This window comes from Variovorax sp. UC122_21, assembly GCF_044056785.1.
Classification (GTDB): domain Bacteria; phylum Pseudomonadota; class Gammaproteobacteria; order Burkholderiales; family Burkholderiaceae_C; genus Variovorax.
Genome location: NZ_CP172004.1, coordinates 3864989 through 3888826, shown reverse-complemented (window position 1 = coordinate 3888826; position 23838 = coordinate 3864989). Strand labels below are relative to the sequence as shown.

20 protein-coding genes and 4 pseudogenes are annotated in these 23838 nt (G+C 61.8%); 16 read left to right on the top strand and 8 right to left on the bottom strand.

What is annotated here, in order from left to right; genetic code table 11:
• The first annotated feature begins 1 nt into the window (after position 1).
• The 8 genes and pseudogenes from ACHMXE_RS30810 to ACHMXE_RS30775 all read left to right on the top strand — a co-directional run.
• On the top strand, positions 2 to 4336 hold the full coding sequence (locus tag ACHMXE_RS30810; RefSeq protein WP_395347885.1) for a hypothetical protein: 4335 nt from the start codon (positions 2 to 4) through the stop codon (positions 4334 to 4336).
• A gap of 122 nt (positions 4337 to 4458) precedes the next feature.
• Positions 4459 to 5337 (top strand): Wadjet anti-phage system protein JetD domain-containing protein, encoded by an 879-nt coding sequence (locus tag ACHMXE_RS30805; protein WP_395347884.1) that lies wholly within the window; start codon positions 4459 to 4461, stop codon positions 5335 to 5337.
• Between the two features lie 277 nt (positions 5338 to 5614).
• Positions 5615 to 5725: pseudogene (locus ACHMXE_RS30800) on the top strand (hypothetical protein); the annotation flags it as partial.
• 472 nt (positions 5726 to 6197) lie between these two features.
• Positions 6198 to 6602, top strand: a complete 405-nt coding sequence (locus tag ACHMXE_RS30795; protein WP_395347883.1) for a helix-turn-helix transcriptional regulator — start codon at positions 6198 to 6200, stop codon at positions 6600 to 6602.
• Between the two features lie 86 nt (positions 6603 to 6688).
• The gene (locus tag ACHMXE_RS30790) at positions 6689 to 6967 is read left to right on the top strand and encodes a hypothetical protein (RefSeq protein ID WP_395347882.1); all 279 of its coding nucleotides are present in this window, start codon (positions 6689 to 6691) and stop codon (positions 6965 to 6967) included.
• A gap of 10 nt (positions 6968 to 6977) precedes the next feature.
• Positions 6978 to 7157, top strand: coding sequence for a hypothetical protein (locus ACHMXE_RS30785; protein ID WP_395347881.1), 180 nt, complete (start codon positions 6978 to 6980; stop codon positions 7155 to 7157).
• 172 nt (positions 7158 to 7329) lie between these two features.
• Positions 7330 to 8334: pseudogene (locus ACHMXE_RS30780) on the top strand (TM0106 family RecB-like putative nuclease); the annotation flags it as partial.
• A 52-nt stretch (positions 8335 to 8386) separates the two neighbouring features.
• Positions 8387 to 9397: pseudogene (locus ACHMXE_RS30775) on the top strand (TM0106 family RecB-like putative nuclease); the annotation flags it as partial.
• A 7-nt stretch (positions 9398 to 9404) separates the two neighbouring features.
• Here the strand turns inward: ACHMXE_RS30775 and ACHMXE_RS30770 are convergent.
• Positions 9405 to 10552 (bottom strand): IS3 family transposase gene (locus tag ACHMXE_RS30770; RefSeq protein WP_395347880.1). Its coding sequence is split into 2 segments (ribosomal slippage): positions 9405 to 10291 and positions 10291 to 10552, totalling 1149 coding nucleotides; the frame shifts between segments, so codons are not numbered across the junction.
• A gap of 139 nt (positions 10553 to 10691) precedes the next feature.
• On the opposite strand from ACHMXE_RS30770, the gene ACHMXE_RS30765 reads away from it, so the two are divergent.
• The 5 genes from ACHMXE_RS30765 (at position 10692) to ACHMXE_RS30745 (ending at position 15348) form a co-directional block, all read left to right on the top strand.
• Complete coding sequence (locus tag ACHMXE_RS30765) at positions 10692 to 11924, top strand: DEAD/DEAH box helicase (protein ID WP_395347879.1); 1233 nt, start codon at positions 10692 to 10694, stop codon at positions 11922 to 11924.
• A 27-nt stretch (positions 11925 to 11951) separates the two neighbouring features.
• Positions 11952 to 12965, top strand: a complete 1014-nt coding sequence (locus ACHMXE_RS30760; protein WP_395347878.1) for a hypothetical protein — start codon at positions 11952 to 11954, stop codon at positions 12963 to 12965.
• A gap of 36 nt (positions 12966 to 13001) precedes the next feature.
• Positions 13002 to 13496: a DNA recombination protein RmuC gene (gene rmuC / locus ACHMXE_RS30755; protein ID WP_395347877.1), complete on the top strand. Its 495-nt coding sequence runs from the start codon at positions 13002 to 13004 to the stop codon at positions 13494 to 13496.
• Positions 13474 to 13974, top strand: coding sequence for a DNA recombination protein RmuC (gene rmuC, locus ACHMXE_RS30750; protein WP_395347876.1), 501 nt, complete (start codon positions 13474 to 13476; stop codon positions 13972 to 13974). The genes rmuC (ACHMXE_RS30755) and rmuC (ACHMXE_RS30750) overlap by 23 nt, the downstream gene beginning before the upstream one ends.
• 822 nt (positions 13975 to 14796) lie before the next feature.
• Complete coding sequence (locus ACHMXE_RS30745) at positions 14797 to 15348, top strand: GNAT family N-acetyltransferase (RefSeq protein WP_395347875.1); 552 nt, start codon at positions 14797 to 14799, stop codon at positions 15346 to 15348.
• Positions 15349 to 15390: 42 nt separating this feature from the next.
• Here the strand turns inward: ACHMXE_RS30745 and ACHMXE_RS30740 are convergent, their stop codons facing one another.
• The 5 genes from ACHMXE_RS30740 to ACHMXE_RS30720 all read right to left on the bottom strand — a co-directional run bounded on the left by ACHMXE_RS30740 (position 15391) and on the right by ACHMXE_RS30720 (position 19245).
• Positions 15391 to 16152, bottom strand: coding sequence for an SDR family NAD(P)-dependent oxidoreductase (locus ACHMXE_RS30740; protein WP_395347874.1), 762 nt, complete (start codon positions 16150 to 16152; stop codon positions 15391 to 15393).
• A gap of 10 nt (positions 16153 to 16162) precedes the next feature.
• The gene (locus ACHMXE_RS30735) at positions 16163 to 17371 is read right to left on the bottom strand and encodes a multidrug effflux MFS transporter (RefSeq protein ID WP_395347873.1); all 1209 of its coding nucleotides are present in this window, start codon (positions 17369 to 17371) and stop codon (positions 16163 to 16165) included.
• Between the two features lie 220 nt (positions 17372 to 17591).
• On the bottom strand, positions 17592 to 18242 hold the full coding sequence (locus tag ACHMXE_RS30730) for a hypothetical protein (RefSeq protein ID WP_395347872.1): 651 nt from the start codon (positions 18240 to 18242) through the stop codon (positions 17592 to 17594).
• Between the two features lie 41 nt (positions 18243 to 18283).
• Positions 18284 to 18718, bottom strand: a complete 435-nt coding sequence (locus ACHMXE_RS30725; protein ID WP_395347871.1) for a VOC family protein — start codon at positions 18716 to 18718, stop codon at positions 18284 to 18286.
• Complete coding sequence (locus ACHMXE_RS30720; RefSeq protein WP_395347869.1) at positions 18715 to 19245, bottom strand: hypothetical protein; 531 nt, start codon at positions 19243 to 19245, stop codon at positions 18715 to 18717. Before ACHMXE_RS30720 ends, ACHMXE_RS30725 begins: the two co-directional genes overlap by 4 nt.
• Positions 19246 to 19697: 452 nt before the next feature.
• Here ACHMXE_RS30720 and ACHMXE_RS30715 point away from each other — a divergent pair.
• Positions 19698 to 20353 (top strand): annotated as a pseudogene (locus ACHMXE_RS30715) (dihydrofolate reductase family protein).
• A 111-nt stretch (positions 20354 to 20464) separates the two neighbouring features.
• Here ACHMXE_RS30715 and ACHMXE_RS30710 read toward each other — a convergent pair.
• Positions 20465 to 21013 (bottom strand): GNAT family N-acetyltransferase, encoded by a 549-nt coding sequence (locus ACHMXE_RS30710; RefSeq protein ID WP_395347868.1) that lies wholly within the window; start codon positions 21011 to 21013, stop codon positions 20465 to 20467.
• A 443-nt stretch (positions 21014 to 21456) separates the two neighbouring features.
• On the opposite strand from ACHMXE_RS30710, the gene ACHMXE_RS30705 reads away from it, so the two are divergent.
• Positions 21457 to 22746, top strand: a complete 1290-nt coding sequence (locus tag ACHMXE_RS30705) for a DUF2314 domain-containing protein (RefSeq protein ID WP_395347867.1) — start codon at positions 21457 to 21459, stop codon at positions 22744 to 22746.
• Positions 22747 to 22767: 21 nt separating this feature from the next.
• On the opposite strand, the gene ACHMXE_RS30700 is transcribed toward ACHMXE_RS30705, so the two are convergent.
• Positions 22768 to 23304 (bottom strand): helix-turn-helix domain-containing protein, encoded by a 537-nt coding sequence (locus ACHMXE_RS30700; protein ID WP_203205478.1) that lies wholly within the window; start codon positions 23302 to 23304, stop codon positions 22768 to 22770.
• Between the two features lie 139 nt (positions 23305 to 23443).
• On the opposite strand from ACHMXE_RS30700, the gene ACHMXE_RS30695 reads away from it, so the two are divergent.
• The gene (locus ACHMXE_RS30695; protein ID WP_203205479.1) at positions 23444 to 23836 is read left to right on the top strand and encodes a nuclear transport factor 2 family protein; all 393 of its coding nucleotides are present in this window, start codon (positions 23444 to 23446) and stop codon (positions 23834 to 23836) included.
• Positions 23837 to 23838: the final 2 nt, after the last annotated feature.

Genomic DNA, 23838 nt, shown 5'->3' with positions numbered 1-23838 from the left:
AATGCAGCAGATTTCCCGGATGCACGTCAGCCACTTTGGCAGTCCGACGGCTTGGTACGACAGCCATGTCTTCGCACTGAATGACCCGGACACCGACGACCCAACGGACACCGTCTTCAATCTGGAGAATGCTGGCGGAAAGACGTCGCTCTTGTCGTATATCTTCAGCTGCTTCGACCCGAAGCAAGACAGGTGGCTGCAGCATCTGCAGAAGTCGAATCATCGGTTTCAAGAGTACTTCTCGCGAGATGGTCGGCCCTCGTTCATCTTGATCGAGTGGTGCATGCCAGGGCGCTCGGCCGGCGCACCGGACTACAAGCTGCTTATTGGCCAGGCCGTCACCATCAAAGACACCATCGAACGCGGCGCAGAGGCCGACCGCTGGTTCTTCGCGTTTGAAGTTGCAGACGGTCTGTCCATGAACGACGTGCCCGCGCCAGGTCTGAGCGGGACACCATGCCGGTCGATGCCCGAGTTCGTGCAGTGGATGCAGGAGGCGTCTTCTCGCTCTCGTGGGGACTTCTTCCGTACCAAGAACCAAGACGACTGGGTCAAGCATTTGGGCGGCGTGCGCATGCTCGACATCGAGCTACTGCGAATGCAGGTCGACTTCAACAGCAACGAAGGCGGCATGGAGGAGGGGTTCCTGACCTTCAACTCCGAGGCCGACCTCCTGCGACGTTTCCTCATCCTTACGCTAGATCCGGAGCGGTCAGCCACTGTTCGCGATGCGCTGGCACACACGGCTGACAAGTTGAAGTCCCGGCCACGCTACGAGAAGCAGCTGGAGCAGCTCAACAGGCTTCATGCGGTTATGCTTCCGTTCGTTGATGCAGCTGCGGCCTATCAATCGGCACTGGAAGAGCACGAAGCTACTCGACGCCATGCGGCAAGTCTGGCCGCCTCGTTGCGGTGCGGATCTCAAGAGAAAGAGGCAGAGGCGCTCGTGAAGCGCGGTTTTGCGACCGATCAGGATGGCATCGCAGAGACCGGAGACAAGAACGCTCGATACCACCAGGATGGCGTTGTGACCATGAAGGGGCTGCAGCTGGACCGCAAGGCTGCCGTGGCCCTTGCCGCAAAGGAGGACGCCGAGGAGAGGTCGGCTGAAGGTGAGCAACGCCTGCAGATGCTTCGCGGGTCCAAAGCGCTTGGGGTGCTGACGGCCAAGACAGAGGCCGCGAACTCGCTCCAGGCAATGATGGAGCTCGAGGAGGAGGGCCTGAAGCCTGCGCAGCATCAAGCAGAGGTGGAGGGTGCCCTTCTAGACAGCGCGCTGGCATCCGCTCAGGCAAGCGAGGCACAAAGAGCCCTGGAATGCTCTGCTGCTGAGACTAAAGCCAAGCAGCGTCTCGAGGGTATTGCTACGGAGGAGCGCGAAGCGAACAACGCACTCCAGAGGATTGCTTCCGAGAAGGGGCAGCACGAGGGATTTGAAACGGCCTATCAGCAGCAGCATCAGCGTCTGGTCGCTGAACAGCTGTTGGATATAGCGGACGGATCTGTTGCCACGGCGATCGAGCGACACGCAGCATCAGTTGTTGAGCTTGAGGCACAACTGGCCGGACTCGACCAGCAGATTGAAGAGCTTAACGAGGAAGAACGTCAGCATCGAGAGGGAGCCGCCGAGTTTGGGGCCAAGGCGGCTCTTGCCAAGGCAGCTCAGGATCCACTGGAGAAACTTCTCGCCAGCGGGCAGGCGCTACGGGATTCGATCGCTCAAATGGAGGTCATGCGTATCGCCGCGGACGCGGAGCTGGCGGATGCTGATGAACCGACACTTCTGGAACAGCTAGATGCTCTGATTGCAGCCTCTGAAGAGGAGATCAGTGGATGCGACGTGCTTCTGGCTCAATTGAGCACGGAGCGCAGCTCGATTTTGGAGACCGGCCTTGCCGGACGTAGCGCTGACGTGGATGCTGCGGTCAAGCAGCTGACGGCAAATGGCATTCGTTCTGCTCGAGCAGCCAGCTCCTACATCGCAGACATGCTGCCGGACGAGGACCAAGCCAAGCCGGTCGTCCTGTCCGACCCTGCACGGTTTCTAGGAGTTTCGATCGCCGAAGGAGATTGGGCAAAGCTTGTGGACAAGCTGCCTGACCTCAAGGTCAAACTGCGAGCACCGGTCACCGTGGCGGTCCAGTCGCTCGAAGCCAAATCCACGATCGGGGAGCGCTTGGTGCTTGCCCCCGAGGATGCAGCGCTCTTTAACAAGTCAGCAGCCCAGGTCGCATTGGGACACTTGGATAAGCGGATCGTTGCGTCCGAGGACCAGCGGCGCGCTTACCAACAGCGCAAGAGAGAAGGCAACGAGGGGCGCGCGAAGCTTGTTCGTTATCAAACTGAGTTCGGTGCAGTCCGGCTGCGCCAAGCGGATGCCGAACTTGAGGAAAAGAGGGCAGAAGAGACGGCGGCAAGAACCCATCAGGAAGAGCTCAGCGCAAAGGCGCTTGCCTGTAAGAAGTCGGCAGAGCAGGTCTCGTTGCAGCGCAAGCCCTTGCCAGCTCGAATCGAGAGCGTCAACGGAGGCATCCGCCAGCTCAGGAGCTTCCAGAGAGACTACGAATCGAAGCGGCCAGAAATTCAGCGTCGGATGCTGGAGCTTCAGTCCCAAGCGCGTGTTCAAACCGACCTGCTGGCAGATCTCGCCCGACAGCGTGTTGATGTTGACACTAATCGCCAGAGCTCAAACCTTGATCGTGTGCGCCACGAGGCCAACGCCACCAAGCATGGCACTGATAGGGCTGCGATCGACTACATCGACAAAAAGTATCCAGCGGACGAGCACCTTCGGGCGAAGCCCCAGGCGCTTGATTCGTTGAGAATGACCTACGCGCATGCCGTCGAGGTTCTGCGGGCGCGTCAGAGTGACCGAGACCCCATGCTTGCCGAGCGTCTGAGGAGCGCCCAAGCTGCGCGGAAGGACTCGGAGGCCGCGTTTCAAGAGTTCGCAGCCTTCGATGAGCAGGCTCTGCGAGCTCTACTTGGGCTGGACTTTGAAGCGGAGCTTCGAGACCAGGCGATATTGAATGAGCGCCTCGGAAGATCAAAGGAAGCGGCTGTCAACGACCACGTCTCGATCAAGACTGAGCGTGAGTTGTATTGGGCGCAGCACAAGCTTGCGAGCACACCGACTCCGGACTTGCTCGCGCTGAATGATGTTGCCCTCGTTGAGCAGATCTCAGCCTCCGAGCAGGAAGCGGCGGCCGCTTCGCAGATGGCTGAAAGAGCCCGGAAAGCTGCGGCTGGCTCTCGGGCGCGCGCGGGTGAAGCTGACCTGGCTGCGGCGAGACTCAAGAGCTTGAATGCTTCGCTGGCTGCGGCTGTACCTTGGATGACCGAGGACTACGACCACCTGGTCCTACCGCCAGATTTTGAGGAGTACACGAACAGCCTCATCCATCGTCATAGAGATCAAAGGGAGCGTGTTGACGCGCAGAGGGAGAAGGCCCGCAGCGCCTTCCAAAGCTTGAGCGCCGTCGCATCGTCCAAAGACCTTGTCGATGTGGAGGCAGAACTTGCTCGAGACATCTCCGACAGCAACTTCGACCACGCATGCTCTGATCGGCTTCGGGTGCTGGAGCTCACCAAGGACCGTATCGTCGCCGTGCAGGACACGCTAGACACCATGGAGCCCGACATCCAGAACTCGGTTGGTGAGCTGTACAACCTGACGTTTGAAGGCATGTCCATGCTCACGCGTGCTTGCGGAAAAACAATGCCCGCTGCTGCGCCGTACGTTGGCGGAAAACACATCATCACCATGAAGGCGAGGTTCCAGGGGATCTCTGTCGACGCCCGAAAAGAGGCCATCCGCAAGTACTTTTCGAAGATGATCGAGAAGAGCGTGGTTCCCGCGAAGGGCGCGGATCTTGTGGCCCAGAGCCTCGTGGAAATTAGCGGCGGTCAGGACCTGGGCATCAAGGTTCTGAAGATGGAGCAGAACGAGGCCCACCAATACCAGCTTGCAAGCGAGCTCAAAGGGTCCAAGGGGCAGGGCACCGTCATCGCAATGTTCCTGTACCTCCTCATCAGCCAGTTGCGAGCTGACACCCAGGCTTCCGCAAAGCGCGCAGGGGGCGGACCGTTGATCCTCGACAATCCTTTCGCGAAGGTGCAGACACGCGCCCTGATCGATGCCCAACGCCTGCTGGCAAAGGAGATCGGCGTTCAGCTCATCTTCTTCACGGCGAACGCTGATGCCAACATCCTGGCTGGCTTCCGGCGTGTCATTCGCCTTCGCAAGTCGCACATGAACTCCCGCTCTCAACGTTCCCACATCGAGATGGTTTCGGCGACGTTTACTGACATGACATCCCCGGAGGCCCCAACGTGAGTTCTGGGTTCTTGAACCATCTTCGAGCGCGTCCACGAAAGCGCGTGAATCTGGTGGAGCTACGACAGGCTTGGCTCAGTCTGCATCCAGAGCAGGTACAACATCCCGGGCGGGACTCCCTGATGCTGGACGCACTCGAGCAGATGTCGGACCAGGGCGTGTTGTCTCTCCCAGCAGACAGCAGCTTCGAGAAGCTCGGTACGCCGCGCATGCCGAAGTTCATCACGCTCACCAGCGAGGGGCAGCGAGCAGCGCAGCCGGATTGGGCCGTGTTGCCGTGGCTACCTTCATTTGGGTTCTGGACGCGCTTGACTGACTCTGAGAGGCAGGCTGCCTTTGCCATCAACGAATGGCTTCGACGACGCAACGGTGAGCTCATGCCAGTGCCTTTGAAGGAGCGGGCGCTTGACATCTTCGGAGATGAGAAGTTTCTGGATCAACGCGTACGCAACGATGCGTTGTTCTCTGGCCGGCTGCCCTTAAGCGCAATCGGCGCCTTCTTGGTTTCCCCGCCGCTGCCGTACCGGAAGGCTGAAGCGCCTGGGCGGCCCGTGGTGATCGTCGAGAACCATCACACCTATTGGAGCCTGGGCGAGTGGAACGTGACTGCGAGGAGGTACGCGGCTGTCATTTACGGTGCCGGCTACGCGGTTTCTTCAACGAGTAGGGCGCTCGATGAAGTCCTGCGAGAGGTGCAGGGCACCTCAGTGCTGTATTTCGGTGACCTTGACCCCGACGGATTTGCGATTCCTTTACGCATGAAAGGCGTTGGCGTTGAGCAGATCTCGCCAGATCTCGATTTGTACAGTCTGGCCTTGGCATCCGGCCGACGAAGGGACGGCGTTCGTCGAGTGCTTGACGACCTGGCGATGCTGCGACGATGGCTTCCGAGCCTCGCCCCAGATATCGAGGCGATGTGGAAAGAAGGTCTGTGGATTCCTCAGGAGAGCGTGGGCACAGAGTTGCTGAGATCAAATGCCGCTCGGTCGTTGCTTGAGTGAGAAGTCGAGGTTTGCTCAGCAAGGTCGCCAAGTCAATTCGTTAGATGGCCTAGCCGCATAGTGGCGTTTCATAGGTTGTTAGTGCCATAACAAGCTAAAAAGAGATGGTCATCGGTGAGAATCAATGGGCTGAGTGGTAGCAATGCAAAGCTGATGGGCGATATGTTGCAATAAAGCAACGCGCTCGTCCGTGCTTCTTGAAAGCTTGCGCAGCTTTACCTCTCCTGCTGTACTCCGCCAAAACCAAGAAGCACCAAGTTTTCACGAGGGAGTGAAGATGCCGCCAAGAGCGAAGAAGGAGAGCACGGAGCGTGTCCACAAGATCCTGGGCATCGTGCGTCTCAGGGATGGCGCGACGATGCAAGAGCTCATGGACGAGCTTGAGGTCTCGATGTCCACGCTGAAGCGCGACATCGACATCCTGAGGGACCGCCTCGACTGCCCGATCAGCTTCGACCGGTACGTGAAAAAGTGGGTCATTGGTGACCTTCCCGGCGGCAAGCGATTTGAGTTGCCAGGCCTGTGGTTCAACGCCAGCGAGATCTACGCACTTTTGGCGATGCAACACCTGATAACGGGCGTTCAACCGGGCTTGCTCGAGCCGCATCTCCAGCCTCTGAAAGACAAGCTGGAGGCGCTGCTGGGCGAGTCGCCGGCCACGGCCAAGGACATCGAGAAGCGCATCAAGCTCATCCACTTCGCAGGCAGGCGCGTCGAGGTGAAGAACTTCGAGCTGTTGACGCAGGCGGTGCTTGAGCGCAAGAGGGTTAGCCTGCGCTACTACCACCGCGACAAGAACGAAGTGAATGATCGTGAGGTTTCCCCCCATACGGCTGGTCCATTACAGGGAGAACTGGCTGTTGGACGCCTGGTGCCACTGGCGCAAAGAGCTTCGCTCCTTTGCCCTGGACGCGATCCAGCATGTGGAACTCACCGATATACCTGCCAAAGAGGTGGCCAGGGAGGTCTTGGCGGAGCACTTCCAGAGCGGCTACGGCATCTATGCGGGCAAGGCCGACAAATGGGCGGTGCTCAAGTTCAGCAAGACCAGAGCGCAATACGTGTCGCTCGAGCGCTGGCACACGCACCAGGCCTGCACGTGGCTAGATGATGGCAGCTACCAGCTCGAAGTGCCGTACTCCAAGGACCAGGAGCTGGTGATGGACATCCTACGGTTCGGCGCGGACGTGGAAGTCTTGGCTCCGCCGGAGCTGCGCGCGCGGGTTCGGGATCAGTTGCGCGCCGCCGCAAAGATCTACAAGTGAGGCCATATGGCTAGCTCATTCCGTGAGCTGGTGGCACTGAAGAATTCGTTTCATGCCTGCAGTTGAAGTGGGCATGGAGTAACGCGATGCAGATCAATTTTGCCCACCTCCGGCAGCCCGCTGTCAGCGGCGGCTGGGTCAATTTCGCAGTCTTCGACGCCCGGTCGAGCAGCGGCACCACGAGCGCCAACGGCGAGCTCCTGGCGCAACTGACCGCCAAGGCGCGCGCGAGCAACCTGCGGGTGGACCAGGCGGCTCTGGCCTACAGCTCCGGCGACCGTATCCGGTTTTTCGGCAGCAAGCACCTGGTGGACTTCCTGTCCCGCAGCGGACTGCCGCGCTGGACCCACACCCTCAACGTCTAAGGAGATCCAAATGGCTAAGAACGCACCTGTTGGTGACAACGCTCGCCGTGGCGCCGTGCGCGACCGCTCGCAGACCCACAACCCCGTCACCGAGACCTGGGTGAAGCGCGATACCGACACCGGCCGCTTCATGGACCAGAAGAAGGACGGTACGCCCTTCAAAGGCGTGCGCAAGGAGCACGGCAAGTAAGCGGTGCTGCCTTTTGAGGGCGGGGCGTAATGCCCCACCTCTTGTCGCATGCTGATCTGCCGTTGAGGGCTTGCCTCACAGCGCAGCTCGCGCTGGGTGTCATCCGCTCGGTGCCGCCCCCTATGGACGACGCCGAGCCCCCTTAACAAAATGGTTGAAAGGGGGAGAGGATATGCAGAACCGAGATTCGGGGCGCCTTTACGCCGCGACTGATCTGGTCAATTTCCTCGAGTGCGAGCACATCACGTCGCTCGACTTGCGTCATCTCGAATATCCACTGCCGCTGGCGGATGTGGACGAGTCGACTCAGCTCATCCAGCAAAAGGGCTATGAGCACGAAGACGCCTACGTGCAGCACTTGCGAGATCAGGGGCTGGCGGTCGTCGACATCGCCGACGGCAACACCACGCTTGAAAGCAAGGTCGCAGCAACCATCGATGCCATGCAGGCTGGGGTCGATGTCATCTTTCAGGCCACCTTGCTTCAGGGAAACCTCGCCGGTTTCGCTGACTTCTTGATCAAGGTGCCAACCCCTTCGGCGCTGGGCGATTACAGCTACGAGGTCTCCGACACCAAGCTCTCGCGGACGCCCAAAGCCAAGTTCCTGGTGCAGCTGTCGTTCTATTCGAAGCTGCTGGCAGTAGTGCAGGGCGTGGCGCCTCAGTCGATGCATGTCATCCTGGGAGACCGGACGCGCAAAACCTATCGTTGCGTCGACTACGCGCATTACTTCGAGGCCTTGCTGGCGCGCTTTCTGGTGCGCATGGAAGAGGGGCGCAAGGAGACCTACCCGGAGCCCTGCAATCACTGCGATGTGTGCCGCTGGAGTCATCTTTGCAAGGCGCAGTGGTTGGAGGATGATCACCTCAACCAGGTTGCCAATATCGCCCGTGGCCAGATCCAGAAGCTCCGGGCGGCGGGCGTCGACACGATGGCCAAGCTGGCTGAGCTGCAGCCTGGTGCGCAGGTGGCCAAATTTCCTGCGGCGACGCTGGAGAAACTGCGCGCTCAGGCGAGCCTTCAAGTCGAGGCCAGGAGCACCGGCAAAGGCCGAGTGGTGCTCCTGCCGGAGGAATTGGGGCGAGGCCTGCGTCGAATGCCAAAGCCGAGCCCGGGCGACATGTTTTTCGACATGGAAGGCGACCCGCTGGAAGAGGGCGGGTTGGAGTACCTGTTCGGGGCTCTACCTAAGCGATGGCGGCAAGTGGGTCTTCAAGGGCTTCTGGGCTCACAGCCGTCAGGAAGAGCGAGTTGCCTTCGAACGCTTCGTCGACTTCGTAGTGGCACGCTTGAAGGAATTTCCCGATGCGCACGTCTACCACTATGCGAAGTACGAGGAGACGGCGCTCAAGAAGCTGATGACGTTTCACGCGACACGCGAAGCCGAGGTTGACAACTGGCTGCGCCGCGGCGTGCTTGTTGACCTCTACCAAGTGGTGCGTGAAGGCATCATGGTCTCCGAGCCTCGCTACTCCATCAAGAACATTGAGCATTTTTATCTCGAAGCACGCGAGGGCGACGTCACCAATGCCGGCGCCAGCATCGTCTGGTACGAGCGCTGGAAGGAGACCGACGATCAAGCCCTGTTGGACGCCATCGAGAAGTACAACGAAGACGACGTTCGATCCACGCAGGAGCTCAGGGACTGGCTCCTGACCCTGCGGCCTGGTGCGATGCCGTGGGCCGCGGCTCCGGTGTTGAATGGAGGCGCTGCGGCTTCGTCTTCATCGCAGCCCTTGAGTGATGCGGAGGCTCGCCTGGTTCCGTATCGGGCGGCCTTGGTTGAGCCGTTGCCCGAAGATCGGCTCACCTGGGCGGCTGACCAGTCTGCCCGGGAGCTGACCTACCAGTTGCTCGACTTCCACCGACGCGCTGACAAGCCAGCGTACTGGGCCATGTTTGCACGCATGGAGATGAGCGAAGACGAGCTGATGGAGGACCCCGAGTGCCTGGCTGGGCTCCGAGTTGACCCGAACAATCCTCCGTTCAAGGACAAGCGTTCTCTCATCTACACCTACACATACCCCGTCCAGGAGACCAAGCTTCGTGATGGCAGCAGCGTCACCCGAGCGGACAACGCGGATGCGCTCGGCGACATTCGGATGGGTGTCGAAGCCAAGCTTGTTCAGTTCAAGGTCGGTCCGTCCAAGGAGGCTCCGCCGCCTCACTTGAATCTTGGCCCGGGCAAGCCAATCTCGACGGCAGTCATCCAGGATGTGGGCTGCTGCCGGTTTCGTTGACACCGACCTAAGCTTTTTGAGCTTGTTCGAACTGTACGGGACTGACGTAGCCGAGCGTCGAATGCCGGCGCATCGGGTTGTAGAACCGCTCGATGTAGTCGAACACATCGGCCCGAGCTTGCTCCCGACTGCGGTACACGCGCCTGGCCGTGCGCTCGGTCTTCATTGAGCTGAAGAAGCTCTCCATCGCCGAGTTGTCCCAGACCTCGCCGGCTCTGCTCATGCTGCAGGTGATGCCTTGCTCGCGCAGCAGTTGCTGGAAGTGCGCACTGGTGTATTGACTGCCCTGGTCCGAGTGATGAAGCAGTGCTACTGGCTTGCCCCGGCGCCATACGGCCATCATCAGCGCGTCCACCACGAGCTGCGAGGTCATGCTCTCTTGCATCGACCAGCCCACGATGCGACGCGAGTAAAGGTCCAGCACCGCTGCCACGTACAGCCAGCCTTCGGCCGTCCAGATGTAGGTGAAGTCGGCCACCCACTTCTGGTTCGGTGCATCGGCCTGGAACTGGCGGTCCAGCACGTTGTCGGCAATCGCACAGCGCTCGCCCCGGTCCTTGGGTAAGCCCCGGCGCCTGGGACGTGCACGAAGAGCCTGCTCGCGCATGAGCCGCTCGATGCGGTGCAGGCCACAAGGCTGGCCCTGCTCCAGTACATCGCGCCACACGCGCCTGGCGCCATAGGTGCGGTCGCTGTGCACGAAGCTCTGGTGCACCTGAGCGCCCAGCTTCTCGTCATCGAGGCTGCGCCGGCTCCTGGGGCGCGCCAGCCAAGCGTAGAAGCCGCCTCGCGAGACACCGAGCGCCTCGCACATCAGATTGACCGGCCATGCCCCTCGGTGTTTCGCCACGAAGCCGAACTTCACATCGACTCCTTCGCGAAGTAGGCCGCGGCTTTTTTCAAGATGTCGCGCTCCATCTTGAGCTTGGCCACTTCCTTGCGCAGCCTGGCTATCTCCGCGTCCTGGGCCGTCTGCTTGCCATTGCCCGGAAAGGCCTCCTGCGGTGCCTCACGCAGCTCGCGAACCCATTTGCGCAGCACGTTCTCGTGTACGTCCAGGTCCTTGGCCGCCTGGGCCACGGTCACCCCACGCTCAGTGACCAGCTTGACCGCCTCGAGCTTGAACTCGCGGCTGAATGTCCTTCTTCTCTCCATGAACCACCTCCGGTTTCATTTCACACCTTAACAAGGTGTCTTTGAAACCGGCAGCAGCCCAGACCATCGGTACCTGGCCCTGGAGAGTGTGCTTCGCCGAGATGTGCCGTCGATTGCAAGCAAGGCCCCTGAAGCTCACATGATCGAGGGAGCCGCGACGGTCGAGGCCTGTTCTGCGGTGGTGTTGAACATGCAGGACAGCTACCTGTTCATCCAGGGACCGCCCGGTGCCGGAAAGACCTACACCGGCTCGCACGTTATCGTGGCACTGCTGGCTGCCGGCAAGCGGGTGGGGGTCACGTCGAACTCGCATCGACCCATCAATCATCTGCTGGAGAAAGTGGTCGAGGTGGCGAAGGAGCAGGGCGTGTCCTTCAAAGGCGTCAAGAAGTCCACCAAAGGAGAAGACTCGGAGTACCCAGGTGAGGGCATCGAGAACGTCTACGACAACGATGAGGCATTCTCGTGCGGTGCGAACCTGGTTGCAGGTACAGCTTGGCTGTTCGCGCGACCGAGCGCTGACCAGTATCTGGACTACCTTTTCGTTGATGAGGCAGGGCAGGTGTCCCTGGCCAATCTGATTGCCGTGGGTACCAGTGCGCGCAACCTGGTACTGCTGGGCGACCAAATGCAGCTTTCTCAGCCGACCCAGGGTGTCCATCCTGGACGCTCAGGAGATTCTTCGTTGGACTACCTGCTGGATGGCGTAGCGACGATTGCACCCAACCGAGGCATCTTTCTGGAGACAACTTGGCGGATGCATCCCGAGGTGTGCTCCTTCATCTCGGATGCGGTTTACGATTCGCGGCTGGAACCGCAGGCGAACAACGTGAAACGTGTGCTCGTCCTGCGTGACGATGCGCTGCCGCTGTTCAAGCCTGCGGGAATTGTTTTTGCGCCGATCGACCACTCGGGGTGCTCTCAGCAGAGCCAGGAGGAGGCTCTGCTGATCAGGCAGCTCTACGAGGACCTCTTGCGCCAGCGCTACACGGCTAACGACGGATCGGTTCGCCCAATGACGGCTGAAAACATCCTCGTGGTCGCTCCGTACAACATGCAGGTGAACCTGCTGCGTGAGACGCTCCCTGCAGATGCGCGCGTTGGAACGGTGGACAAGTTCCAAGGGCAAGAAGCCGAGGTGGTGCTCATCTCCATGACGACCTCCAGCGAGGCAGAGCTGCCACGTTTCATGGAGTTCCTGTTCAGCAAGAACCGGCTCAACGTGGCCGTCTCTCGCGCCAAGTCACTTGCCGTCCTCGTGGCCAATCCAGAACTCACTTCCATCAAGTGCATGACCCCTGCCCAGATGGGCTTGGTCAACACGCTTTGCTGGATTGCTTCAGTGGGAAGCCCGAAGCCGCCCCAACATTGATCCTGAACATCCATCGTGGACCCCAAAATGGCTGATGAGCAAACGACGCTGTACGTTCTTGTTGCATTGACCGGCCTGTCGCTGCTGGTTGGGCTGGTTCTATTGCTCCGCAGGCCGCGGTTGGAGATGCCCCTAGAGCTCACCACGCGGCTGTCGCTCCTTGAGCAAAACGTGTCTCGCGTTGTTGAAGGTCAAGGTCGACTGGAAGGTGGCGCGCAGAGCGTTGAGCGACGTCTCCAGGCCTTCACGGAGGAGATGGGGGCAGGCTTTGCCGCCTCCCGAAAGACACTTGACGACCAGCTAGGCCGGACCCTGGAAGAGTCACGAAACGGGCGAGTCGAGCTGCAGGCAGCGTTCCAGATGTTTGAGGAACGCCTCGAAGCTCGCATCTCAAGCTTCGAGCTTGCGCTTGGTCGCAAGCTGACCCAGTTCCAGGAAGCTACATCCCAAGGCCTCGAAGCTAGCCGCACTGCCGTCAACGAGCAGATGGGCAAGGCACTCGAAGAGTCGCGAAGCTCTCGCATTGAGCTCAAGGAGGCCTTCGGCCAGTTTGAAGGCAAGCTCGAGCAACGCCTGGCCAGTCTGGACGGATCTCTGACTGCAAGATTTGAAGCTCTGCAATTGGCGCTCTCCACCCAGCTGCAACAGTCGGGCCAAGCGCTTCTGGCACATCTTGCACAGGCGAACCAGGATGCGGCTGCTGGTCGAGCAGAGGCCACACAGACGCTGACGGCCTTCCGAGAGGAGCTGTCAGTGTTGCTGAGGAATCTCGCGGAAGAGACGGTCAAGTCGCGGCAGGCCGTAGCGGAAAACGCCACAGCTTTCGAGACCTGCATCCAAGAGCGTTTCGACGCGCTGAGCCAGATCGCGCGTCAGACGCTTGAGTCGCTGAAGACCGACGTGCTGGAGCAGCTGAAGTCGATGTCGTCGGCGATGAAGGACCAGCTCGAAGGTAACGGCAACCAGATGCGCAACCAATTCTCGACGTTGCAGGAGTCGGTCAGCCAGAAGCTGCTGTCGGTCTCGGCGGCCAACCAGTAGAGCTCAGAACAGGTGCGCACGACTCTGAATGAGCGCTTGGCGGCCATCCAGGAAGACAACGGCAAGAAGCTCGAGGAGATGCGTCGCACCGTCGATGAGAAGCTCCATGCGACGTTGGAGCAACGTCTTGGGGATTCCTTCAGGCTGGTCAGCGAGCGTCTGGAGCAAGTTCATGCTGGCCTCGGCGAGATGAAGAGCTTGGCAGGCAATGTCGGCGATCTGAAGAAGGTCATGCAGAACGTCCGTACTCGTGGCACATGGGGTGAGGTGCAGCTCGGCGCCATCATCGAGAGCTTGTTCACCGCAGAGCAGTTCAGGAAGAACCTGAAGACTGGTGGCAGCAACAGCAACGAGATTGTCGAGTTCGCGGTCCGCATCCCCAGCCCGGCCGATGAAGAGCCGGTCTGGCTGCCCATCGACTCAAAGTACCCCGTCGAGCCGTATCAGATGCTGCTCGACGCCCACGAGACCGGTGACCGGGCTGAGATCCTTCAGGCGACTTCGGCCTTTGAGTCGTCCCCTGAAAGCTGAGGCCAAGAAGATCTCGGTCAAGTACATCCGGCCGCCTTTGACGACAGACTTTGCGGTGCTGTTCCTACCGACCGAAGGACTGTTCGCTGAGGCCATGAGGTTCCCGGGCCTGCATGAGCAGCTGCAGATGGACCTCCGGGTCATCATTGCAGGTCCAACCACGCTCTCGGCACTGTTGAACAGCGTTCGCTTGGGCTTCCGGACGCTGGCCATTGAGAAGCGCTCTTCGGAGGTCTGGAAGGTGCTGGGCCTGGCCAAGGCCGAGTTCAAGAAGTTTGGCGACATCGTCGATGCGACCAAGAAGTCGATCGATCAGGCGGCGAACAAGTTCGACGAACTGGGCCGCCGGACGCGTGCCATCGAGCGTGGACTGTCGGACGTCCATGAGCTTCCGGGGCCGAGTACGCCGGCAGCACCGGCGATTGAGATTGGAGGCGTTCCAGCTTCTGACGGTGGCGCGGCGCCTGCAGTGGCCTAAGTCCAATCTGGGCCCAAACGCATCGCAAACGAGATTGGTTGATCGACCGCTTTACGACGGTGAGTCAAGCAAGTCGAAGGACTGGGCCCGCTGCAAAGGCGAATTTGAAGCTTGGAGATTGGATGTGAGGGACGATTGCGCGAGGATAAGTTTCTCAAGATATCTGATCGTTTTTGCGTAATTTCCTCAATACATCCCTTCAAACAGCTCATCGGTATGCCGACTGTTGATGCAACTCGCTCGCTTCACGCGCCAGCTCATAGGCCAGCCAGATCACGTTGTTGAGATGGGTACCCCCCTGCATCCTCGCGCCATCGGGTTCCGCTCCCATGGCTACACCAAAGCAGCGATGTGAGCTGCTCCAACTTGTTCTCCAGAAGATCCTCGGGCCCGGGTCCTGTGTAGGTGGGCGCTGCCGCGTCGCGAGATACCGGCGTGCGACGCCGGGCCATAATCCGTCTAGCCATTTGGTGTGCTCCTTTCAAGGTGTTGCACGTCTTGTGGTTAGACGGCCAGGGTGTGTCAGCACCTTGGCCGTCGCCTTTTGTGCCCCACGTTCGCCGCGATGCTCGATGCATCGACGGCCCGCCGCGAGGCGAAGCGGTTGATTCGTTCATCTATCTATCCGTTCAGGGTTCGTGTGTGCTGCCTTTCTTGCCCACATAACGGGTCGTTGGAGGAGAGGGGCATCTACTGTAGAGATTTACAGCGCTGAGAAGGTGGCCGAATGCAAACTCGGCGCGAGGTTCTGAAGGTGGCCTCGTACTGAGCGAATGGAGTGGGCGTCTCATTGTTGACCTCGAAGCCATGCAATGAGCCTCCATGCCGCGATTGCCGCCGCGCAAGCTGGTGTGCTGGCGAGAATCGCGGATATGGCCCGCGCGCTGCAAGGGACTCGACCTTCCGTTCACGCCGAACATGAAAACTCGCAAGCTTCTCGAAACCGACCTGCCAGCGCTGCTCGATCTCTACAAGCACCTTCACGCGACGGAGGACCCGCTTCCCGCACCGCTTGTCGTCGAAGCAGTCTGGCAGGAGATCCTTGCAAGTCGTCACTTCCACTACTTCGGTGGATTCGACGGCACCGAGCTGGTCTCCAGCTGCAACCTGACCTTGATCCCCAACCTCACGCGCGGCTGCAGGCCCTACGGCGTGATCGAGAACGTGGTGACGCATGCGGCGTACCGCGGCAGAGGCTACGCGAAGGCCTTGTTGGCCGAAGCGCTCGACACGGCCTGGTCCGCGGGCTGCTACAAGGTGATGCTGATGACCGGTCGCAAGGATGAGGCGACGTTGAAGTTCTACGAATCGGCCGGTTTCGATCGGCATGGAAAGCAGGCCTTCATCGCGAAGCCCCCTGCGGAGGCCGCCTAGTCTTCTCATGCAGAGTGGTGGCGGCCATCGCAGGTGTCCCACCTAGGTCAGATTCAATCCGCCATCCGACAGCAGCACTTCACCGGTGAGGTAGTCCGAGGCAACCAGCATTGCAACAGCGTGCGCGATGTCGTCCGGGCTTGCGGCCCGATGCATGGGAGCACGCTCGCGCCACAGCTCCTGTGCGGCGGTCCAGTCTGCTGTGAGCGGCGTGTCGACCAGACCTGGCGCCACGGCGTTGACGCGAATGTCCGGCCCCAGCGACAGCGCGAGCAGGCGGGTCATGTGATTGAGCGCGGCCTTGCTGACCGCATAGGGAATGGATGCGCCCTTCGGGCGGACGCCCGCGTGTGAGCTGATGTTGACGATGCAGCCTGCTCGACGGCGCAGGGCGGCTTCGCGCAAGGCCGACTCGGCCAACCTGATGAGATGGAACGGCGCCACGACGTTGACTTCGTGGAGTTCATGCCACACCGCGGAAGTGGCGGCGGCGAGGTCCGCGTGCGGAATGACTTTGCTGATGCCCGCGTTGTTGACCAGCACGTCGAGTCGGCCCCAGGCGGCGATCGCTTCGCTGACGAGCCGCACCCTGTCTGCTTCCAGGGCAAGATCGGCTTGAATGTAGATGGCCTGCTTCATCTCAGCAGCCATTGCACGGCCTGTTTCCGCGGAACTTCGAGAGTGAAGGACCACGGCATAGCCCGCGTGACTCAGCTTGCGCGCGATGGCGGCACCGATGCCGGAAGTGGATCCCGTGACCAACGCGACACGAAGCGTGGAATCGATTGTCGGATTGACGTTCATCTGAAAAACCTCAGTCTGGTTGCGATCGAATGCGCCGTTGTTGCCGCTCCGAACGTGCGATGAATACGGCGATGCCCAAGGAGAGTAGCGACGTGGTCGACATCGCCGCGAGCAGGGCGTTGCGTGGATGGGACTCGTCGACGAACAACCCGGCCGCAAAGGCAGTGGCGCCAGCGCCGATGGCCGTCATGGCCGAAGCCAGGCCCAGCGCGGTGCCGGCGAAGCCCGCGTGGATCGACAGCACACGGCTGTTGGCCGTGGGCATTGTCAATCCGTTGCCCAGTCCCACGCACACGCAGGGGCCGAAGAACGCGAGCGGATGAGCAAACCCCAGCGCTGCCAACGCCACGCCGACCAGCAGGCCTGCGCAGGTCAGCAGTCGCCCGGCAACGATGAACTGGATCGGCTGCCACCGCCGTCCGCAGCGTGCAACCGTGTAGCTTCCGACGATGAAGGCCGCGGGCACCAGTCCCATGTAGGCGCCCACCATCGCCGCGGAGGTTCCATACGTTTGCATGGCCACGGCGGGCGCGCCGCCGATGAAGACGTAGAGCGTGCCGATGGAAGAGGCCATGCAGAGCCCATAGGCCCAGAGCTGCCCGGAGCGAAGCAGTTGGCCGTACCCGTCGAGCTGTTCCGACATCGTCGTGGAGCGATGGTGGTGTGTCTCCGGCAGGTAGCGCAGGGCCAGGCATAGCGCCGCGGTTCCCATGAGCGCGAAGGCGGCGAAGTTCGCGCGCCAGCCCAGCCAGCTGTCGAAAATGCCACCTACGGTGGGGCCGAGCATCGGGGCTATCGCCCAGGCGGACGAGACATAGCCGATCTGGCTGACCATGCCTTCGCCCGCCGTGTCCCGGATCGCGGCCAGCGACATGGCGTATCCGGCAATGGCGGTGCCCTGGAGCAGCCTGCAGGCCAGGAACACTTCGATGCTGCGCGCGAAGAGGCATCCGATGGAGCCGATCACGAAGACGAGCAGCGCGACCAGCAGAACGGGCTTGCGCCCGAACCTGTCGGACAGCGCGCCGGCAATCAGGTGCGTCAACGCGGTGACGACGGCGTAGCCGGCCACGGCGATATTGATCGTCGCGAACTCGGCGTCGAACTCCCGCGCGATGCTTGGCAGGGAAGGAACGAACATGTTCAGCGGCAGAACGCCAAGCGCCGACAGGGCGATCAGCAGCCAGAGGGGTGGGGCGTTTCGATGATGAGGGGGCACGGGGCAACTCCTTGCGCGCATCTCTCTTGCGGGGATGCGGTGACCTGACAACAAGAGCCATCCGTCGAGGATGGGTACGTGGTGGCTCTCGTCGGGTCAACAGGAGCTGGGGTTCATCGGGCCTTTGGGGCTGGATGAGGGTGCGTGCGATTTGCAGCGCGGCGAGTTTGTGGGCTCGGCGGGGGACTTTACACCAGAGCGACGACGCGGGTTCTTGCCGTCACAGTGCGATTCGTTCCCAACGTCTCTTGTACGCCCAGTCGTAGTTTCCGAAAGCGTACGAAAGGAATGCATCGACCGCTTCATCGGGGCCGACAACGTCCAGGCAGCGGTAGTGCGCAGCGGAAGTCACGAGTTGGTGCTCGAGATGAAAACCTTGCGCATCCGCGTAGACCTGCATGTAAGTGCCTCCACGCAAGTCCAGGATGGCGAAGGGATCTGCCTTTCCTCGCAATTCGGGGATTGCTTGGCGAATGTCGTCTTCAGTGGCGATGCCTGCGAGTTCAAGGGCCGGGCAGGAGAACGTCGCATTCACATATTCGGCGCCTATGTCGAACAAGATGTAGGAGTCCGGTGCGGCCGCTTCATCCACGAGCGGAACGATCAGAAAGCAATCGTCCCCGGCAACTGGTATGTGGACAAGTACATGGCCACTCTTCTTGTTGCGCCATGCAATGACGGCGGTAGGGTTGATCGCGATCCATGCGCCCAGAGCGAGCGAGTCCCAGACTTCACGCGCCAGGTTCAGGGCTGAGGCCTTCGTTGCGTCTGAAATGTCGGTGCTGACCAAACCACCTTCCAGGAGGTCGAGATACTCGGAGAGCTGAAGGAGCTTGGGCTTTCGCTGCGAGGATTTTTTGAAGAAGAACATCGCATGGGTCGCCGTAGACGAATGCTCGAAGATGTTGGCGCCTACCCGAGCTGCTCCGCCAGCCCGACGATGATGCCCTCGGGCCCGCGAATGTAGGCGAGCTTGTACGACTCTCCATACTGCATCTGTCCGATGATTTCGGCGCCATGGGCCTGCATGCGCGCGACGACGTCGTCGAGGCCATCGACGGCGAACATCACGCGGCGAATTCCCAGGGCGTTCACCGGCGTTGCCACGGGCCCGAACCGCACGGCCTCCGGCGTGTGGAACTTGTCGAGCTCGATGCCTTGCCCATCGGGCGTGCGCAGCATCGCGATGGTGGATTTCACGTTGCCGAGCCCGACGAGCTTGCCGACGTCGGGCCCTTCCACCGTGGTCTGGCCTTCGAGCGCGAGGCCCAGTTCGATGAAGAACGCCTTCACGGCTTCGAGATCGTCGACGACGATCAGGACGTTGTCCATTCGCTTGATGGTCATGGCTGGGGTTCCTTTGTCAGGCGCGCTCTTGCCCGGCGCGGTTCAGTTCGCTCAGGTAGGAGCCTGGGCTTCTGCTCGATCTCGCTCTCGGGCCCCAGTACGGCGATGACGGGCCCCTTGATGTAGACGCGAAGGTCCGCCGGCACGGCGAAGAACTTCACCAGGTCCGGCCGGTCGATCGCCAACTGATAGAGCGAGGTCTTCGTGAAGCGCGACGGATCTTGAGAACCTTCCTTGTCGTCGAGATCGGTGAACCACCAGCCCGAGTCGTTCGCGTCGGCAGGCTCCGCGCGCGTGAGCAGGATGCGCGACGCCGACTTGTAGTCCACGTGCACCACGACGCTGTCCTGCAAGGAAGGAAACTCCGGCGCGACCTCCGCGACGAGGCTCTCGACGACATCCTTCTGGTTGCGCAGTTGCATCAAGGTGCTGTCCACCGAATCGATGAAGCGCACGGGGATCTGCTGCATGTCCGGTTCCGTGATCCGCAGGAAGCCGTCGTCGGTGTCCTCGATCTTCGTGTACATCCAGCCGACCTGGAGGCTCTGGCCGCCGCTGAACTTTTCTTTCTGCCACGCGGCTCTCGAGGAAGTGAAGGAACCAGGCGACGTCCGCGTCGGGAATGGCCTTGTTGCTCACGCGAATGCGGAACTCGGGGGTGGCCGAGGCGTTGGCATCCCTGGGTCGTGTGGACGGCCTCGGCTTGGGGTTCGGTGGGTTTGTTCTTGCCGGACGATGAGAAGAGGGAGCGCAGGGACATGGGGATCTGTTCGGAGCGAGTGGTGCCGGCACGAGCGCGGCAGACCAACGAATGAATCTCATGGTTTCCCGAGCCATGGCAGACCCGGGACGCGTTCTTCATCCTAGCCCACCCCATGACGCGTTCGGCTTTTCGAACCTTCTTATTACCAACAACGTCGTCGCCTTTCAGGAGCACCGAGCGCTAGACTGCTCCTCCTTTTTTGCAGGAGACGACAGCATGTCCCGATTGCTCGTGCGCAGCTTCGGCGTTTCGCTCGACGGTTTCGCCGCCGGACCCGATCAGAGCTTGCAGAACCCGCTGGGCGTTCGCGGTCCCGAACTCATGGACTGGTTCTTTCCCACGCAGGTCTGGCAGCAGATGCAGAAGGGGAGCGATGCCAAGGGCGAGACCGGCGTCGACAACGAGATCGCCGAGCAGGGCTTCGCTTCGATGGGCGCCTGGATCCTCGGGCGCAACATGTTCGGTCCGGTGCGCGGCCCGTGGCCCGACGAGAACTGGAAGGGCTGGTGGGGCGACGAGCCGCCGTACCACGTGCCGGTCTTCGTGCTGACCCACCATGCGCGCGCGCCGTTGACGATGCAAGGCGGCACCACCTTCCACTTCGTGACCGGTGGCATCCATGAGGCGCTGGCACTGGCGCGCGATGCCGCGGCCGGGCGCGATGTGCGGGTGGGCGGCGGCGTTGCGACCGTGCGTGAGTATCTGAAGGCCGGATTGCTCGACGAACTGCACCTGGCGGTGCGGCCGGTGCTGCTGGGCCAGGGCGAGGCGCTGTTCGAAGGGCTGGATCTTCCGGCGCTGGGCTACAGCTGCGAGCGGCAGGTGGCGGGGAGCGGGCTACGCACATGTTTCTGCGGCGCAAGGCGGCTTGAGGCGATCGAACGCGAACGCGGGCCGTTTCTGCTCTGCCTGCTTGCAATCCATGAACCTTGCCGATCCCAGCGTCGAGCCAAGGCAACACTTCTGTGTCGACGTCCTCACCACTACCGGCAGGCCGCATAGATGAGGCAGTCGCGCGGCTCGACATCGATGTTCGGATGAACCGTGAAGCGGGCGAGTCGGCCTTCCAGCAGAAAGCCGCTTTTCTCCAGCACCCTCGCCGACGCCAGGTTGTCGACATCGCAGGTTGCCTCGACACGGAATACCTCTGGCAGTCCCAGCGCCTCTGCCGTCAAGGCCCGAACGGCTTCCGGCATCAGGCCCTGACGCCAATGCTCGCGTGCAAGCACGTAGCCGATGTTCACGATGTGCCCCCTGGTACGCGCCTCGAGCATTCCCACGAGCTCACCGCTTGTCTTCAGGGTGATGACGTAGGGACGGGCCGAACCGGTGTGCCAATGAGCGACGCATGCAGCGACGAAATCGCGCGTTGCATTCTCGGATGCGTGGGGACGCCACACCATGTACCGCGCGACTTCCGCATCTTGCGTGTACGAGGCGTACATCGCCGACGCATCGGAAATCTCGGGTGCGCGGAGTTCGAGGCGCGCGGTCTGGATGCGGTCGGGAAGCGCGGGTGGATTCGGGGTCATCGGTCATGCTCGCTCGGGGAACGGCAAATGGGTCAGTCGACCGCCTGCAACGGTGGGAGCGCAAACCGTTTCTCGTGATCGTGGTTCCACATGAAAGATCTTCGCACGATGTTCGTGAGCGAAGGGTCTGCAATGGCCGCACTGTGCCGGCGCCGCGAACGACAGGCTTCGAGAGTCGTCAGTCCGGCGGGCTGCCGCCGATGGCCGGATCTTCCTCATGAGCCATGTGCTGCATCGGGTAGGCGTTCGTCACGCAACTCCCCCGACAATCCGCCAACCCTTCACCACCCAGACTCGGAACCATGCGTCTCCCGCCCAAGTCGCTCCGTCCTCTCCTGCTCGCTGCCCTGCTGCTGTGCGCTCCGGCGCTTGCACCGCTGCCTGCGTTCGCACAGGCACAACAGGCCGCCGCACCCGCCACCGCCCCCAAGCCCGGCACCCCCGTGCCCGCAGGCTCGCCGCTGCAAGCCGGCCCGGTCCACGCGCAGTTCGCGATCTACTACGCACCGCGACCCAAGGTCGATCCCATGGCCACGCTGCGCAGCCGGCTTGCCAAGCTCGCAGACGCGCCCAAGCTGCTGGCATCGATGCCGAGGCCTTCCGAGGTGTCCGCCCCCGTGCTGTTCGCGAACTGGAACACCACGACCGTGCAGCAGACCTATCGCGCGCCCGAGATGGAGATGCTGCAGCGCTTCGGCCATGGCATCACGCGCGAGCAGGCCGAGGCGCTGCAGGGCAGCAGCCAGGCGCTGATCATCGATTTCGCGCATCCCTCGAAGCTGGCACTGCCGGCCATGCGCAAGGCGCTCGAACTCACGCTGCAGGTGGCGCGCGACACCAACGGCTTCGTCTGGGACGAGGAGACGCGCGAGCTGTTCACGCCCGACGAATGGCAGAAGCGGCGCGTCGACCCCTGGGCCAGCGGCATTCCCGACATCGCCTCGCAGATCGTGATCCACGCCTACCAGGCCGACAACAAGCTCGCGCGCGCCATCACGCTCGGCATGAGAAAGTTCGGCCTGCCCGACGTGGTGGTGAGCCAGTTCTCGTGGTCGATGAATCGACCGATGGGCATTCTGGTCAACGGCTTCGCGCAGGCAATGGCGGAGGGCGCGCAGATCGCGAGGCCCGGCCAGTTCGACCTGGACCTGCGCACGCTCAAGCAGGGCGGCCTGCGCGACCCGAAGGACAAGGAGGCCAAGGGCACCACGCCCGCCAGGCTGTCGCTGGTGGCGGGCACCTGGGAGAGCGGCGATCCGCGCAACCGGCTCTACGAGATCGGCTTCGACCGTTACCCGGGCCCCGACCGCTCGGCGCAGCAAATGGCCCTGCTCAAGAGCACCTTCGGCGCCGCCGACGATTCGGTGTCGCGCATCAAGCACAACGAGCAGATCCTCGCGGCCAGCAAGCTCGCTCGAACGCAACTGCCCGTGCTGCGCGACGCGTTCGCCAAGGGCCTCGCGCCGAGCGAATACATCCTCGTGAAGGCACCCTTCATCACCCGCAGCGGCGGCAACGAGTGGATGTGGGTCGAGGTCACGGGCTGGAAGGGTGACGCGATCGACGGCATGCTGAAGAACGAGCCGGTGGAAGTGGCCGGCCTGCACGCGGGGCAGATGGTGAAGGTGTCGCAGGCGAAGGTGTTCGACTACATGCGGCGCTATGCGGATGGACGGGAGGAGGGGAACGAGACGGGCAAGGTGATCGAGCGTGGGGCGGCGGGGAAGCGATGAGCGGGGAGCCGCTGACTCTCCCTACACCCGCCCCGCCTTGAACGCCTGCAACCGCTCCCGCCGCTCCGCATCGAACGACCCGCTGAGCCGCGCCGACAGTTCCTCCCGCCGCATCTCCTTCCCGCACGACTGACAGGCCGGCCCCAGTCCCGGGTCCTGCCCGCAGGGGATGTGGGTGTAGCGAATCGCGACCTCCTCGTGCTCGCCCTTGCACCATGTCTCGCCCCAGGCGCGCAGTGCGAGGAACACCGGGTGGAACGAGATGCCCATCGGCGTGAGGTGGTACTCGTGCCGCGGCGGGCGCTCGCTGTAGAGGCGGCGCTCGATCAGTCCTTCGGCCTCCAGCTTCTTGAGTCGGCTCGCCACCATCTGCGGCGTGGCCTGGGTCTGCACCTGGATCTCCTCGAAACGGCGATTGCCGAGGAACAGCTCGCGCAGCACGAGCACGGTCCAGCGGTCGCCGACGATGACCTGTGCGCGTGCGATCGGGCACAGGGTCGAATGCGCATGCGCCGCCTCGTGCTCGGCGGACGCGGGTGGAGGCGATTTTTGGGTCATTGCCGGCATCATACCGCTTGTCACTATGAAAATCATAGGTATAGTCGCGACCGTTCGCCGGGTGGGGTGAAACCCGCCTCGCGCACCGCGGAATCGATAGGACTTCCGCGAATGCAATCGACCCTTCGAAAGGCTTCCCATGTCTGAACCTGTCAAGTTGGATCTTGCCGCCATCGCCGATCGCTACGCCTCGGCCTGGCTCTCCCACGACCCCGAGGCGATCGTGGCCCTGCATGCGCCGGACTCGAGCTTCCAGGCGCACGGCCGCGGCACGGCGGTGCGGGGCAACGACGCGTTGCTGAAGGAGTTCGGCGAAGTCTTCGCGCGCTATCCGGGCTTCGGTGTGGAAACGCGCCGCCTGTTGCTGGGCGAGCGGCACTGGACGCTCGACTGGACGCTGACCTTCCAGCCGCCGGGCAAGGAGCGTCGCGGCTTCCATGCGCTGGACGTGGTCGAGGTCGACGGCGACGGGCTCGTCACGCGCAAGGACACCTTCTTCGACTACGCCGAAATCAAGGCTGCATTGAGCTGACC